A 15,934-nucleotide genomic window follows, 5' to 3' on the forward strand; every position below is an offset into this window, starting at 1 on the left:
TAGAGGCTGTTATGAACCGCCCGCCAGTTGAGCGGCCTGTTTGAGCATGAGGCAGACGAAAGCAACGATGTGGAGATCTGCGAGCGTACTGGGATAGCGCTCGTAGTCTTTGACGAGGCGGCGGAAGCGGGTTGCCCAGGCGAAGGAGCGCTCGACCACCCAGCGTCGCGGCAGAAGGACGAAGCCGCGCTTGGCCTCGGGCAGTTTGACGACCTCCAGTTCGATTCCGTGGGTGCGGGCGGCCTTGGCTGGCTTCTCGCCGGTGTAGCCTTGGTCGACATAGGCGAGATCGACGGTGTCCCCTGTGGCAGCCTGCACGGCCTTAGCCAGACGCCCCACCTGGGCGCGGTCGTCGGCATCGGCGGGGGTGACGTGCAGGGCCAGGAGGTGGCCCAGGGTGTCGACGGCCAGATGGACCTTCGAACCCTTCTTGCGCTTGGCGCCATCGTAGCCGGCCCGTTCGCCGCTCTCGGGCGTCGAGCGCAGGGTCCGGCTGTCGAAGATGGCCGCGCTCGGCTCGGGGGATCGCCCGGAGGCCAGACGCAGCAACGCCCGCAGATCGTCGCCCAGTTGCTCGAAGCAGCCTGCCGCCAACCAGCGCTGCGCCTGCTGGTAGACCGCTTCCCAGGGCGGCAGGTCGTTGGGCATCCACCGCCATGGCGCGCCCGTCTTCACGACGTAACGCAGCCCGTTGAACACCTCGCGCAGGCTGTGCTCACGCTGCCCCGCATCCTCCCGCAGCAGCGTCAGATAGGGAGCGACCAGCGCCCATTCTTCATCGGAAACGTCGGACGGGTAGGCTTTGCGTGAAGAGGTCATGCCCCTTCATCTGGAATCAAGCCGTCATAGGTCCATAACAGCCTCTAGACAGGATGCAGATTGACGACAGGCGGGCGGAGTACGCCCTTCAGGCGTCAAGGCTTGCCGCGCTTGGCCATTAGCTGCTCGATCAGCGAACCGCCCTTCTCGATGGCCGCCAGTTCCTCCGCAACCGCATCCACGGTCTCTCGAATCTGCTCCGGCGTGTGCTCGGAAGTGATGAAGAAGCGCAGGCGCGACGCCCGCTCCGGCACCGCCGGATGGATGATCGGCTGAACATTGATGCCGCGCTTGTAGAGGCGGTCCGACAGCGTCACCGACTTGAGGGAGTCGCCGACGATGACCGGGATCACCGCGAGCCCAAGGCTGGTCCCGGTATCGAGCCCGTGCTTCTTCGCACAGGACAGGAACAAGTGTCCGTTCTGGCGCAGACGTTCCACCCGCTGCGGCTCAGCATGCATGATCTCGAGGGCCGTCTCCGCCGCAGCGGCGAGGGGCGGCGAGATGCCGACGCTGTAGATGAAGCCGCCAGCGGTGCACTTGAGGTACTCGATCAGCGGCGCCGGTCCGGCGACGTAGCCGCCGCAGGTCGAGAGTGTCTTCGAGAGGGTGCCCATCCAAATGTCGACACCGCGCGGATCGACGTCACAATGCTCGGCAAGACCGATGCCGGTGCGCCCGAGGACGCCGAGCCCGTGGGCGTCGTCGACCATCAGCCAGGCATCGTAGCGCTGCTTGAGGGCGATCAGGGCCGCGAGGTCCGGCGCGTCGCCGTCCATGCTGTAGAGGCCTTCCACAACGATCAGCGCTCGACGGTGCTCGTGGCGCGTGGCGCCGAGCAACGTCTCCAAGGCGTCGAGGTCGTTGTGGGAGAACGAGCGGCGCTGGGCACCCGACAGCTGCGCACCGGTGACGATGCTGTTGTGGCTGAGGGCGTCGTGGAAGATCACGTCGCCCGGCTCCAGCAGGGCACCGATCGTTGTGACGTTGGTGGCGTGGCCGCTCACCATCACCACGCAGGCCTCGGTGTCGTAGTGATCGGCCAGGGCCTTCTCGAGGGAGAGGTGCCCCGGGCGCTCGCCGGCTACGATCCGACTCGCCGAGGCCGAGGTGCCGTATGTCTCGATCGCCCGCGCCGCGGCCGCGTTGACGTCCGGGTGCCCGTTGAGACCGAGGTAGTCGTAGGACGAGAAGTTGACGAACGACTTGCCGGCTATGCGCGTCGTGGCGCCGGCCTTGGTCTCGTGCACCCGGAAGAACGGGTTTCCGAGGCCGATCAGGTCGGCGGCCGAGCGCTGGAGGCGCAGTTCCCGGTAGCCGGGAAGCGACTCGAAGTTCTGTACAGAGGGATCACCCGACGGGCGTTGCGCCGGACGCGCAGGAGGCGTCCGGTTGGCGTTACGCCCGAGGCGGTTCGTGACGAAGCCTGCCAGGGCAGCGCGTCCGCCGTCGGGTCTCGCGGAATTGCTCATGCAGCATGCCTCAAAGAAGACTCGTTCACGGAAGGATTTCTTTGATCGCGAGGCTGTTTTCTTCGACCATCGCGTGGAAGGGCTCGAGGGTACGGACGTCCACGCCCTCGCTGGCATGGCGCTGAGCCAGGCTCATGACGGCCGCCGCCGCCTCGTCCACCGGGGCCGCGATCGACTGGATCAGGGTCTCGGTGAGCTCGTTGACGGTGAGGCCGGAGGAGATGCCGGAGGGCGGCGCCTCCAGGGCGAAGCGCTCCTGCAGGCTGGCGCCGAGTTCCACGCCCATCAGCGAGTCGAGGCCGATCTCGGAGAGATGGCGTACGCGGCTGATGTCGTCCTTGGGAAGACGAAGGATGCGCGCGATGTCCTCTACGATGGCGTCGGCCACCGTCTTGCGCACCGTGTCGATGTCCTGCGTCTTCAGCAGCATACCGATGTTGATGGCCGCGACCGTGCCAGCATCCATCTGCTGGTCCGAACCGAGTTCGGCGTAGCTCGGGCTCTTCATCGTGGCGAGACGCTCCCGCGCCTTGCCCCAATGCATCGACGCAATGGCGATCACCGCGTCGTCCGGGTTCGTTCCCTGGCCTTCCAGCGCATCGGCCATGAGATCGAGGCAGTGGCGGGCATCCATCGGGGTGACGCCGACGCGACCCGCTAGGGTTTCCATCACCGCACGGTTGCGAGCCAGCACGCCGACATCGCCGATGGCACCCCAAGCGACCGCAAGTGCCGGCAGGCCGAGCTTGCGCCGGCGCCGGGCGAGACCTTCCATGAAGCCGTTCGCGGCGACGTAGGCGCCTTGGCCCGGGTTGCCGATGAAGGTTGTGGCCGAGGAGAACATCACGAAATAGTCGAGCGCGCGCGTGCGCGTCGCCGCGTCGAGATGCTCGGCCCCGATGACTTTCGGCCGGATGACCGTATCGAGAGCGGCGGCATCGATGTTGGCGATCAGACCATCCTGCAGCACCATCGCGCCGTGGATCACGCCGGCCAGGGACCGGCCCTTGCGCTCCACCTCGGACAGCAGCGCATCCACGGCCTTGCGGCTGGTGATGTCGCAGGCCATCGCGGCGACGTTGACGCCGCGCGCACCGAGATCGGCAACCACCTGCTTGGCCTCCGGACTCGCGGCCCCGTTGCGGCCGACGAGGACGATGTGCTTCGCACCCCGGTCCGCGAGCCAGCGGGCCGCCTCGATGCCGAAGCCGCCGAGGCCGCCGGTCACGAGGTGGACACCTTCCGGGGAGATCGCGAAGGCGGATTTCTCAGGCTGCATCACGCTGCCGGGCTTCGGCGGAGCGATGACGATCTTACCCACGTGACCCGATTGCTGCATCAATCGGAAGGCGTCCGAGACCTCGTCTGCCGTGAAGGGCTGGAAGGGCAGGGGCTTCAGGCCACCCTCCTTGAACAGCGACATGACTTCGCGGAACAGCCGGGCTCCGTCCTCGCCCTGGTGCTGCAGCACCTGGTCGAGATCAACGCCGAAGTAGGAGAGATTCCGGCGGAACGGGCGCAGGCCGATATGGGTGTTGGCGACATAGTCGCGCTTGCCCAACTCGATGAAGCGGCCGAAGGGCTTGAGGACGTTGAGGCTTCGCTCCATCGCCTCGCCGAACAGGCTGTTCAGCACCACACCGACGCCATCGCCGGTGATCCGGCGGACATCGTCCACGAAGGCGAGGGAACGCGAGTCGAGCACATGCTCGGCCCCGAGTGCCTTGACCAGGGCGCGCTTCTCCCGCGAGCCGGCGGTGGCGATGACGCGCGCGCCCTTGAGCTTGGCGATCTGCAGCGCCGCGAGGCCGACGCCGCCGGCGCCGCCATGGACCAGCACCCACTCGCCGCGGCGCAGCCGGGCGCAGCTGACGAGGCCGTAATAGGCGGTGAGGAAGGCGACCGGCACGGTGGCGGCTGCCTGCGGATCGAGGCCGGGCGGACTCGGGGCCACCACGAGCTCGGGCACGACAATGTGGGTCGCGAAGCCCGACTGCGCGAAGGCGACGACGCGGTCACCGGGCTTGAAGGCCTCGACACCCTTGCCGACGGAGAGAACCCGTCCGGCCACTTCGAGACCCAGGCGGGGACCGGCGAAGCCATCCTCCAGGATCTCCTCGGGCAGCATCGAAAGCGCCCAGAGCACATCGCGGAAGTTGAGGCCCGTGGCCTCGACCGCAATCTCGACCTCGCCGCGACCGGGCGTCCGGCGTGCCGCCGGTCCCCAGGCCATCTCGTTGAGACCGCCCGTGTTGCTGCGCTCCAGGCGTGCGGCCTCGGCCGGGACCGCGTCGGGTCCGGGACGACGGGCGAGCTGGCCCGGCGAGAACCGAATCACTCGGGTCCGGTCGGCATCGAGGATGATCTCGGTCTCGAGGGTGCCGGACAGGATCAGGTCGCGCAGACGCTCGGCGGCGAGCTTCGTCGAAAGGGCCTGGGCGAGATCGATCCGACGCACGTCGAGATTCGCCACCTCGTTGGCGAGCGTCCGGCTGAAGGCCCAGACGCCAGCTTCCACCGATCCGGTCGGGTCGCCGGCATCGCGAGTTGCACCGGGGCAGACGATCCAAAGCCGGGTCTGGCGGCTGCCGAGATGCTCGACGCAGCGCTTCAGGCTCAGGCAACGCTCGCGCATGCGATCGGCTGCCGCGCCGCCCTGATTGAAGGCCCCGGCGAGGAACACGACCGTATCCGGCGTTTCGCGTTCCAGTTCGAGCAGGGACTGCTCGGAATCAAGGATGATCGAGACGTGGACGCCGCTCGCCACCAGCAGGGTCGCCAGCGACGAGGCGGTTTCGGCCGCGAAGTCGTCGTGCGAGCCGATGACGAAGGCGAAGGTCTGTCCCGGGGCGGGCTTCGCGCGCACCGGAGCTTCGGCGATGAACAGGAGGTCGTCTCCATTGGCGGAGACCGCGCGGTCGACCGCCACCCGCACCAGGCCTGTGTCGCTCAGAGCACGCTGCCAGCCGGTGATGTCGTCGAGGCGGCTCACAGGCATGTCGGCTGTAGCCTCGAACCAGTCCGGCGTCAGGCCGAAGACGAGGTCGCGGAACAGCGAAGCGCCGGGCTCGACGGCGACGAGGAAGCCGCCGGTTGCCAGGGCGTCGGCGACCGTACCGAGCAGCGTCCGCTCGGAGCGGTGCAGGACGTTGCTCGCCAGGATCGCGTCGAAGCTGCCGGGCGTGAGCTCGGCCGCGTCTTCGATCACGGCGACGCCGCGCGGCAGGGCAAGCCGTGCGCGCTCCGCCAAGCGACGGTCGGCCTCGAACACCGTCAGTTGCGCTTCGATGCCGCCGGCGAAGGCGGCGGCCTGGGCCGAGAGGGGGCCGAACCCGACCTGAAGCACGCGCAGTGCGCGGTCGCGGGGCAGGGCGGCGCGGCCGGACTCGGCGAGATCGGCGATCACGTCGGCGGAAGCTCGCGCCGTCGCACTGCGCAGGATGAAGGCGTCGAGAGCGTTCTGCGAGAGGCGAGGAGCCTTGGTCAGGTCGCCCGAGAGCAGCCGTCCGATCACGGCGCCGACGTCCGCGGTGAGCACGAGTTCGGCCGAGAGTTCGGGATGGTCCGCCGCGATCCAGCGCATGATCTCATCGGGCGCCGGCAGGGACACGTCCTTGCGCAGAGTCCAGCGCTCGCCGTCGAGGGTGGCAAGGTCGCTGCTCTCGAGGGCGTAGAGGGCATTGAGAAGCCAGGGGCGCATCGCCTCAGGCACGCGCTCGTCGATGGCCACGGTGCCGGAGCGCTGTAGGCCTTCCGCGAGACGGTAGGCCATCGAGGTCGCCCACCCCTCGAGAAGAAGGTGCCCCGGCGCCAGCGGCGCCTCGGCGGGCGCCACCGCAACCTTGAAGGCCGGACGGATCGCGTCCGCGACGCGCTTTCCACGCTCCATCGCGACGGCGGTCGGCTCGGTGGCGAGCTCGGGCCGCTGCGCGATGGCGTAGGCGGCCAGATCGCTGCCGTTCTTCGCCCGAAGGGCCTGGAAGCGGCCCTCCCGAAGAGTGGCGATGACCTCGCCCTCGGCATCGACCAGGGTGAAGTCGGCCAGGATGCTGCGTTCGTTCGCCCGCCGAGTCCGGATCATCGCCCGGGCGATGACGGCGCCGGGCTTCACGAGGCGGATTTCACCGAAGCGAACCGGGACGTAGGCCTTCGTCGAGCCTTCGCCCATCAGCCCGGCGAAGAGCAGGATGAGGCCATGGAAGCAGGAATCGAGGCGCGCGGGCACCAGCCCGAAGCGGGCATCGGCCTCGGCGGGCAAAAGCTCGGAGACGATGGTGGTCTCGTCGAGGCGTGCACTCACCGCGACCTGTCGGAAGCTCGGACCGAAGCCGAGGCCGGAGGCAGCAGCCAAGCGGTACAGGCCTTCGCCCGCGACCGCCTGCTCGTCGGGAACGTGCATGTCCACCGGCGCGGGCGCCGGGAAGCTGCCGTCGATGATCTTGGCCGCGGCATGAAGTTGCCAGGCTGCCTGAGTCAGGCGCGGCCGGCTGAGGATCTGGATCGCGTTGCCGGAACCGGCAACGCGCACCGTGACCTCCCGCAGCGATTCCTCGCCGAACACCATCGGCGACTGGATCTCGAACTCCGCGAGGACCACACTGTCGGACTTCATCGCCTCACGGGCGACGCCGAGCGCCATCTCGATGAAGGCCGCGCCGGGCAGGATCGCCTGGCCATCGATGCGGTGATCATCGAGTTCGGGCAACGTCGCGATGTCGACGTGGCCGTGCCATTCCAGGCCGTCAGGTGCGACGCGAGAACCGTAGAGAGGATGGTAGGGGCGCGGAGTCGCCGCGCCAACCCCCTCGGTGGTCTCGGCCAGGCGGAAGGTCCGGCGCTGCCAGGGATAGAGCGGAAGTGAGACATCGCCGGCCGGGTTCTCTCCGAACACCGTCACTTCGTCGACGGCGGCACCCTGGACGAGGGCGGCCGCGACGGTACGGGCGATCGGGTCGCCGCCCGCCGGCTTGCGGTGCAGGACGCCGATGGTGGCATTCTCGATACCGAGTGGTTCGATGGCGTCGCCGATATGCGAGAGCAGGGTCGCGCGCGGGCCAACTTCGATGAAGACGCGGGCGCCCTGGCGGGTCGCCTCCTGCACAGCCTCACAGAAGCGCACCGGCTCGCGAATGTTGCGCCACCAGTAGCCGGCCCCGAACTGATCACCGGCCAGCACCTTGCCGGTGACGGTCGACACCATCGGGGTCGTCGCGGCATGCGGCTTCAGCCCGGCGAGATCCCGCAGCAGCGGCTTCTCGGTCGGATTCATCAGACGGCCATGGAACGGGTATTCGAGGTCGAGCTTGCGCCCACGCCGACGCTTGCGTGACAGCGCCTTCATGGCCGCGTCGATATCCGCCACCGGACCCGCCACCGTGATGGCCTTGGGACTGTTGTAGGCGGCGATGTCGAGGCTCGGATAGTCCTCCAGGAACAGTTCGATCTCGTCGGCAGGCGCGAGCAGCACCGCCATCGTGCCGAAGCCACGCGTCGTTTCCTGATGCTTGCTGCGGTAGAAAATGACCTTCACGGCCTGTTCGAGGCTGAGGATGCCGGCGGCCTCGGCCGCCGCAATCTCGCCGACGCTGTGGCCGAGGACGTAGCTCGGTGCCAGGCCGCGTGCCCGGAGGGCCGTCGTCGAAGCGCTGGAGATGGCGAAGATCAGGGGCTGCGACACCCGCGTGAGGACGAGGCGCTCGTCCAGATCTTCCGCGAACAAAGCTTCTTTCAGCGACCAGCCTGAGAGGGCATGGAAGAGGCCGTCGATGCGGTCGAAGGCCTCTCTGAAGACGGCGTTCTCGTCATAGGCCTCGCGACCCATGCCGGCCCATTGGCTGCCATTGCCCGAATAGACGAAGGCGACCTCAGCCGTGCGGTCAACGGCGGTCCCGAGCAGGGCATCGGGTGCATCTTCGGCCTCGCCGACGGCGCGCAGCACCGCGGGGAGGTCGGCGTCCAGGGTCACGGCCAAGCGCGAGGACAGGCGCTCGCGACGATGGGCGGCGGCTGCGGCGATCCGGGCGATCTCAGCCTCGTCCGCGCCGTCGAAGCGCTCGGCATAGTCGAGAGCGAGTTCGTTGAGGGCCGCGCGGCTCTGGGCGGAGAGCAGCAGCACCTCCGGTTTCCGGGTCGCCTCGGAGGCGACGCCAGCGGCGCGAGTCGGTTGACCGTCGGTCAGGACGACGTGCGCATTGGTGCCGCCGAACCCGAAGGAGTTCACGCCGGCGAAGCGCGCCTTGCCGTCGCGGGCGAGGGGCAGAGGCTTGTTCGTCACCGACAGGTTGAGATCTCGGAACGGGATCTCGGGGTTCAGTTCGGCCGCATGCAGCGAGGTCGGAAACAGGTCGTGCTCGAGGGCGAGGCTCGCCTTGAGCAAGCCGGCGAGGCCCGAGACCGGCTCGGTATGGCCGATGTTGCTTTTGATCGAGCCGATCGGCAGGGGCGCCTTGCGCGGACGGCCCAGCTTGCCGCCGATGGCGCTCGCTTCGATCGGATCCCCCACGGGCGTACCGGTGCCGTGGGCCTCCACGAAGACCACGGAGTCGAGGTCGATCTCGGCCTCGCGGTAGACCTGCTCCAGCAGCGCGCCCTGCGCGTAGCCGGAGGGGAGAGAGATGCCGGTGGTGCGGCCGTCCGAGTTGACGCCGCTCGCCGCGATGACGCCGCGCACGGTGCTGCCGTCGCGCATCGCCGCCTTGGCGGATTTCAGCACGAGAACGACGCCGCCTTCAGAGCGCACGTAGCCGTCGGCGGTCGACGAGAAGGCCTGGCACAGGCCCGTGCGCGAGAGCATCTGCGCGTTCGAGAAGCAGATGAAGTTGAAGGGACTCGCCAGCAGGTTCACGCCAGCGACGACGGCGGTATCGATCCGGCCGCTGGAGATTGCCGCGACCGCGGCATCGAGGGCGACGAGGGACGAGGAACAGGCCGTGTCGACGGTGAAGCTCGGCCCCTTCAGGTCGTAGATGTAGGAGATGCGGTTCGACAGGATCGAGAGCGTGTTGCCGGTGGCCGCGTAGGCATCCCCGGACGAGGTGTCGAGGACGCGCAGATTGCCGTAATCGAGGGACGAAGCGCCGACGAACACGCCGATCTGGCTGCCGGCCACGTCCGAGGGACGCAGCCCCGCATCCTCGAGGGCCTCCCAGGTGAGTTCCAGGAGCAGGCGCTGCTGCGGGTCCATCTGCTCGGCCTCGCGGGGCGAGATGCCGAAGACGCCGGGATCGAACGACCAGATGTCGTCGAGAACACCGGCCGACCACGTGTAGCTCTTGCCCCGCTCCTGCGCGCGCGGATGCCCGAATCGCTCCAGCGACCACCGATCATCCGGGATGCGGCCGACGGCGCATCGCGCCTCGGTGAGAAGCTGCCAAAGCCCGTCGACACTCGAGGCGCCGGGAAGCCGGCAGGCACGGCCGATGATCGCGATGTCTGTACGTTGTGTCACGTTCGATTCGCACACGCTCTTGAACGGGGGACAGGATCGACTTGTACCACCGGCGGCAACCAGCCTGATCCTTAGTATGGCTCTAGGCTACTGTCCAACCGGAGACGCCCGAATCGGGGCAGTCACCGGGCTGGAACACCGACCCTGTTGCACGTCTTCATCAATCATTCCGGCAAGACGAAGGAGCGAAGCACCGTGGTAAGCGATGACTTTGTCTCTATCTTAAACGGTTAACTTCAAACAATTGCCATAATCCAGGTATTGCGCCGCGATCTGGTGGAGACGCTGTCCCGGTTCGCTGCAGTGACCCGGAAAATGGATTGCGAGACCGATCCTGAGCCTGCGGAGCTAAGAGTGTCGAGGAAGACCTGCGACGCGACGAAATCTCTCTTCGCCGCCTAAGCGCGGATTAAGCGGCCGATTGCGGCGACTTTGCGGTGCGACGGAACGCCGCCGCAGCGCAGCATCAGAGTCGGTAGCGCGCCGCGCTCCGCGAAAGATTTGGGTTGTAGTACGGATCGGCGCGCAGTTCTGCAGCCCAGCGATCCTGCATCACCCGGACCTCGCGCTCGAAGCGCTCACGTTTCTCGGGCGTATCCTCCGCCCCCCGGCTCTTCGATTCATGATGGATCAACCGTGCGTGGGGCGTCCAGACGTTGCGAAGACCTCGCGCGCGCAACCGCAGGCAGAGATCAACATCGTTGAAGGCGACAGCGAGGTCGTCCGCATCGAATCCGCCGCTCGCTTCGAAGACCGCCGTTCGAAGAAGCAGGCAGGCGCCCGTCACCGCCGAGACCTCCTGGGTCAGGACCATCCGGGCGAAGTAGCCCGGATCGTCCTCCGGCAGGCCGGGATGGCTGTGGCCGGCGACGCCGCCGATCCCGAGAACGATGCCGCCGTGCTGGAGCGTGCGATCGGGATAGAGCAGCTTCGCTCCCACCGCACCGATATCCGGTGCGAGCGCGATGGAGACCATTTCGCGCAGCCAGCCGGGTTCGATCACCTCGATGTCGTTGTTCAGGAACAGGAGGAGCGATCCCCGCGCCGCCGCGGCGCCGCGGTTGGACAGATCGGAGAAGTTGAAGGGTCCCGGGACTGGCAGGATGCGGACGCGCGCGTCGTATACGGCCAAGCGGGTGAAGAGGTCGCGCGTGCGCGCCTCGCGGCTCTCGTTGTCGACGACGATGACCTCGACGGCCGGGTAATCGGTCGCATCGAGGACGCCCGCGAGCGCCACGGCGAGCAGGTCCGCCCGGTCCCGGGTCGGGATGACGACCGAGACCAGAGGGGCCGGCTCCGGGACCGGGCGGACGAGCCGGTTGAAGCCGAGGGGTCCCCGGGCCGCCGTCGCCCCCAGCGGCGCGGCGACCTCCGCCAGGGCGCGCAGCCGCGCCACCTCGGTCCGCTCCAGGGCCCGGTCCGAGAACGTCCCCGAGCCGCCGGCCGCGCGCCAGTGATAGAGCACCCGCGGGAGGTGGTCGATGCGCGCGGGCTCGAGCCCGGCCGTGACCCGCAGCAGGAGATCGTGGTCCTGGCTGCCCTCGAAGCCCGGACGCAACCCGCCGGCGGCCCGGATCGCCTCGGTCCGGATCACCGTGAGGTGATTGATGTAGTTCTGTCCGTAGAGGAGTTCGCGGTCGAAGCCCGACTTGAAGTGGGGCTCGAACCGGCGCCCGCGCGCATCGATCTTGTCCTCGTCGCTGTAGATCACGACGAGTTCGGGCGCGGCCCGGATCGCGGCCGCCACGTGGTAGAGCGCGCCCTCGGCCAGCACGTCGTCGTGGTCGAGGAAGGCGACGAAGGTCCCGTCCGCCTGCGCGAGGGCGTCGTTGGTGGCACGGGCGATGTGGCCGTTCTCCGGACGCCGGTGGACGCGGATGCGCGGCTCCTGCTGGGCGTGGCGGGCGAGCAGGCGCGGGATCGCCGGATCGGTGGAGGCATCGTCGGTGATGCAGAGCTCCCAGTTCGGATAGAGCTGGGCGCGGACCGACCGGATGGCGGCCTCCAGGACGCGGGGGGCCGGATCGTGGACCGGCATCACCACCGAGATCCGCGGTGGGTCCGTCCAGGCTGCGACCTCGCCGCGGATGCGCCGCCGGTCCGCCTCGGTCAGGGTGTCGAAGCGGGCGATCCAGGTCTGGTAACCGGTCTCGGCCCGGTCGTGGAGGGCGCGCAGGAGCAGCGCCCGTCCGCGCACCTTGAGGCCGAGGGCGCGCCAATAGACGGCGCGCGCCGCGAGGCCCGGGTTCCGGCGAAGGGCGCGGGCGACGAGGGCGGGGCGTCGGCGCCGGCGGATCACGAATTCCTCGAGGCGGAACGCCGTCTCGCGGGAGAGGGGCGTCAGGCGCAGGGCCAGCAATCCCTCGGGAAGGCGCCCCGTCCAGGCGAAGCGGTCCCCGCCTTCCGCCTCCTCGGCGAGGACCACGGTCCCGGCCGCGCCGTCCCGCCCGACGAACCGGGCGCTCAGGACCAGCCGGCAGACGCCCCCGCTCCCGACGTCGCGGAACCGGATCGTCGCCCAGGCGCCGCCGAGGCCGGCTTCCCCCAGGTCGAGGTCGAGGGCGACGCCGTCGGGCGCGAAGGTCCGCGTCGCCGGCCCCTTGCCCCAGCGGGGGAGGGCGGCGGTGAGCGCCGGTGCGGGCTCTGTCACGCGACCCGCTCGTCGGCGCGCATCATCGCCCGTCGCCGAAGGCCGCGGGCCGGATCGCATTCTTCGTTGAACCGCATGCCCCGACCGTCACCTCGCCTCCCGGTCCCCCTGCGAGGCGGACCGGACCGGCGTGCATCCTCACGCGCCGGGCCGCGCCGGCCATAGCGCATTTCCGACGCCTGCGCAGCGCCGAAGCCCGCACGCGGCGCGACCCGGCGACAGGCCGGAAAATCCAGGCGCGAGAGCCCTTGCGCCCCCCGGAACCCCACGCTATAGCCCCCTCCACCGGCGCCGAGCGGCACCGGTGAGGGCGCGTAGCTCAGCGGGAGAGCACTACCTTGACATGGTAGGGGTCACAGGTTCGATCCCTGTCGCGCCCACCATTCCAACCCACTGGAATGGTCGAAGAAAACAAGGGCTCCGCACGGGGCCCTTTTTCTTTGCGTCGGACATCGCATCCTGAAGAAGCGCTGCCTGGGACGATGTCCCGCCCCTTCCGCGTGGACGAGGGCGAAGGCGCCGGACGCTGGTGCGCGCGCGGTCCTGTGAAGCCCGGGTGCCCGAAGCGATCCCGGACGAGGCTCGGATCGCGATGGGTCTGGATCTTGCTTGACCGTCGTCGACGGGGGGCGTGCGCGCATGCGCGTCTCCGGCTGCAGGCCGCGCAACGGAGCGTGGCCGGATTCCGGGCCGATGCCCGGCCGGTCCGGCGAGCCTTGCAGAAGCCCGAACCCGAAGAGGACCCGAAATGGCCTATCTCGCTCCTGCTGAGTTCGTCACCAAGATGGTGGATGCGGGCGAATCCAAGATCTTCATGTCGACCCGCGACACCATCATCCGCGCCTACATGGCCGGGGCGATCCTGGCGCTCGCCGCGGTCTTCGCGGTCAGCATCACGCAGCAGACGGGCATCCCCATCCTCGGCGCCGCCCTGTTCCCGGTCGGCTTCTGCATGCTGTACCTGCTGGGCTTCGACCTTCTCACGGGCGTGTTCGTGCTGGCACCCCTCGCCCTTCTGGACCGCCGGCCCGGCGTGACCTGGGCGGGCGTCCTGCGCAACTGGGCCCTCGTCTTCCTCGGCAATTTCCTCGGCGCGCTCACCGTGGCCGTCATGATGGGCTTCGTCTTCACGTTCGGCTTCACGGCGCCGGCCGACAAGGTCGGTGAATACATCGCCCATATCGGCGAGCGGCGCACCGTCGGCTATGCCGCGCATGGCGTGGGCGGCTGGTTCACGATCTTCATCCGCGGCATGCTGTGCAACTGGATGGTCTCCACCGGCGTCGTCGGCGCGATGATCTCGACCACGGTCAGCGGCAAGGTGATCGCCATGTGGATGCCGATCATGGTGTTCTTCTACATGACCTTCGAGCATTCCGTGGTGAACATGTTCCTGTTCCCCTTCGGCCTGCTCATGGGCGGTCAGTTCTCGATCGGCGACTACCTCTTCTGGAACGAGATCCCGACCGTCCTCGGCAACCTCGTCGGCGGCCTCGCCTTCACGGGCCTGACGCTCTACACCACCCACGTCCGCACGGCCCCGAAGCGGACCATCGGCAACGCGGAGCGCCGCCTCGCGGCCTGACCGCCGGCTCGAACGGTCGGGCCGCGCGCCGCACGGTGCCGGGTCCGACCGCCGGGATGCGCCGATGCCCTCGACCCTGACCCTCTCCCTCGGCCAGTGCAGCGAGCGCGGCCGCAAGGCGACCAACCAGGACTTTCACGGTGCCCGCGTCCCCGAGCGTGCCGCGCTGATCCTGCGGGGAAGCGCCATCGCGATCGCGGACGGGATCGGCAGCAGCCCCGTCAGCCACGTCGCGAGCGAGACGGCGGTCCGGAGCTTCCTGTCGGACTATTACGACACCCCCGAGACCTGGTCGGTGAAGACGGCGGCGAGCCGGATCATCGCCGCGACGAATTCGTGGCTCCATGCCGAGACCCGCCGAAACCGGTACCGGCATGATCCCGAAGGGGCGCGCGATCGCGGCTACGTCACCACTTTCAGCGCGCTCGTCCTCAAGTCCCGCACAGCCCACATCTTCCACGTGGGCGACGCACGCATCGCGCGCGTCGCCGAGCGCTCGCTCGAAGCGCTGACCGAGGACCACCGCGTCACCCTCTCCGCCGACGAGTCCTATCTCGGGCGGGCGCTCGGTGCGGCGGCGCATGTCGAGATCGACCACCACACGGTCTCGATCGAGCGAGGCGACGTGTTCGTCCTGACGACGGATGGCGTGCACGAGCACGTGCGGCCGGAGGCGATCGTCGCGCGGATCCGGCAACACGGCGACGACCTCGACCGGGCTGCCCGGGAGATCGTCCGCCATGCCTATGAAAACGGCAGTGGCGACAATCTCACCGTCCAGATCGTGCGCGTCGAGTCCGTGCCCGACGGCGCGTTCGAAGAGCTCTCGGGCCGGATCGACGACCTGCCTCCGGCGCCGCTGCTCGATCCGCCGACCACGTTCGACGGCTATCGCGTGCTGCGGACCCTGCATGGCAGCCACCGCAGCCACGTCTACCTGGCGATCGACGCGGAAAGCGGGCGCAAGGTCGCCCTCAAGGTACCGTCGACGGAGTTGCACGCCGATCCGGGCGGCCTGCAGCGGCTGATGATGGAGGAATGGGTCGCGCGGCGCATCGACAGCCCGCACGTGCTCAGCGCCCCGCCCCAAACGCGGCGGCGCAGCCACCTCTACACGGTGATGGACTACGTGGAAGGCCGGACCCTCGCCCAGTGGCTGCGCGACGACCCGGCCCCGGAGCTCGAGGCGGTGCGACGCCTCGTCGAACAGATCGCGGTCGGCCTGCGGGCCTTCCACCGGCGCGAGATGGTGCACCGGGACCTGCGCCCCCACAACATCCTGATCGATGCCGCGGGCACCGTCCGGATCATCGACTTCGGCTCCACCCGGATCGCCGGGATCGCGGACGACGATCCGACCGTCGACGAGACGGTGCAGGGGACCGTGCAGTACACCGCGCCGGAATGCCTGGCGGGACGGCCCGCCACGTCGCAATCGGACATCTTCTCGCTGGGCGTGATCGCCTATCAGATGCTCACCGGACGCCTGCCCTACGGCGCGGAGGCGACGCGGGCCTTCAGCGAGGCGCGCGCACGGCGCCTGCATTACGTCTCCGTCGCCGCGGCGCGCCCCGGCCTGCCGCCCTACGTCGATGCGGCCCTGCGCAAGGCGGTGCATCCGAATCCGGCCCAGCGCTACGAAGTCCTCTCGGCGTTCGTCCACGACCTGCGCCATCCGAACCCGTCGCTGCCCGGTCTCGGGCGGACGGCCCTTCTGGAACGCGACCCGGTGCTGTTCTGGAAGCTCGTCTCGCTCGTCCTGGCGATCGTCGTCGTCATCCTGCTCGCGCGGTCGGCCGCCTGAGCACGGCGGCCCGTCCTCGGTTCGAGGCCGGCCGTGCCCATCCCGCCATCCGCGTCCCGAACCGGTCGGCGGCTCCGCCATGCGGCGTTCCGGCGTCCCTCGGCCGGCCGATCCGAAGCGGACCTCGTCCGGGACGGACGCGCCTCCGACGGATCCG

At 68.9% G+C, this 15,934-nt stretch carries 6 protein-coding genes and 1 tRNA gene; 3 read left to right on the forward strand and 4 right to left on the reverse strand.

What is annotated here, in order from left to right; all coding sequences use genetic code 11:
* Positions 1-9: 9 nt before the first annotated feature.
* The 4 genes from ACLBWX_RS11015 to ACLBWX_RS11030 all read right to left on the reverse strand — a co-directional run bounded on the left by ACLBWX_RS11015 (position 10) and on the right by ACLBWX_RS11030 (position 12,448).
* Positions 10-819: an IS5 family transposase gene (locus ACLBWX_RS11015; RefSeq protein ID WP_447676942.1), complete on the reverse strand. Its 810-nt coding sequence runs from the start codon at positions 817-819 to the stop codon at positions 10-12.
* A gap of 95 nt (positions 820-914) precedes the next feature.
* Complete coding sequence (locus ACLBWX_RS11020) at positions 915-2,291, reverse strand: aminotransferase class I/II-fold pyridoxal phosphate-dependent enzyme (RefSeq protein WP_447677113.1); 1,377 nt, start codon at positions 2,289-2,291, stop codon at positions 915-917.
* Positions 2,292-2,316: 25 nt separating this feature from the next.
* A complete protein-coding gene (locus tag ACLBWX_RS11025; protein WP_447677114.1) occupies positions 2,317-9,738 on the reverse strand; it encodes an SDR family NAD(P)-dependent oxidoreductase in 7,422 nt (2,473 codons plus the stop codon).
* 466 nt (positions 9,739-10,204) lie between these two features.
* Positions 10,205-12,448, reverse strand: coding sequence for a glycosyltransferase family 2 protein (locus ACLBWX_RS11030; protein ID WP_447677115.1), 2,244 nt, complete (start codon positions 12,446-12,448; stop codon positions 10,205-10,207).
* 248 nt (positions 12,449-12,696) lie between these two features.
* Here ACLBWX_RS11030 and ACLBWX_RS11035 point away from each other — a divergent pair.
* The 3 genes from ACLBWX_RS11035 (at position 12,697) to ACLBWX_RS11045 (ending at position 15,777) form a co-directional block, all read left to right on the forward strand.
* Positions 12,697-12,771: transfer RNA gene (locus ACLBWX_RS11035), tRNA-Val, on the forward strand.
* A 365-nt stretch (positions 12,772-13,136) separates the two neighbouring features.
* On the forward strand, positions 13,137-13,973 hold the full coding sequence (locus tag ACLBWX_RS11040) for a formate/nitrite transporter family protein (protein WP_447677116.1): 837 nt from the start codon (positions 13,137-13,139) through the stop codon (positions 13,971-13,973).
* A 64-nt stretch (positions 13,974-14,037) separates the two neighbouring features.
* Positions 14,038-15,777, forward strand: coding sequence for a protein kinase domain-containing protein (locus ACLBWX_RS11045; RefSeq protein ID WP_447677117.1), 1,740 nt, complete (start codon positions 14,038-14,040; stop codon positions 15,775-15,777).
* Positions 15,778-15,934: the final 157 nt, after the last annotated feature.

It is taken from the genome of Methylobacterium sp. M6A4_1b (assembly GCF_053345175.1).

Coding starts and splice junctions, on each gene's coding strand:
- ACLBWX_RS11015 (WP_447676942.1), bottom strand. CDS start 819: ATGACCTCTTCACGCAAAGCCTACCCGTCCGACGTTTCCGATGAAGAA.
- ACLBWX_RS11020 (WP_447677113.1), bottom strand. CDS start 2,291: ATGAGCAATTCCGCGAGACCCGACGGCGGACGCGCTGCCCTGGCAGGC.
- ACLBWX_RS11030 (WP_447677115.1), bottom strand. CDS start 12,448: ATGCGATCCGGCCCGCGGCCTTCGGCGACGGGCGATGATGCGCGCCGA.
- ACLBWX_RS11040 (WP_447677116.1), top strand. CDS start 13,137: ATGGCCTATCTCGCTCCTGCTGAGTTCGTCACCAAGATGGTGGATGCG.
- ACLBWX_RS11045 (WP_447677117.1), top strand. CDS start 14,038: ATGCCCTCGACCCTGACCCTCTCCCTCGGCCAGTGCAGCGAGCGCGGC.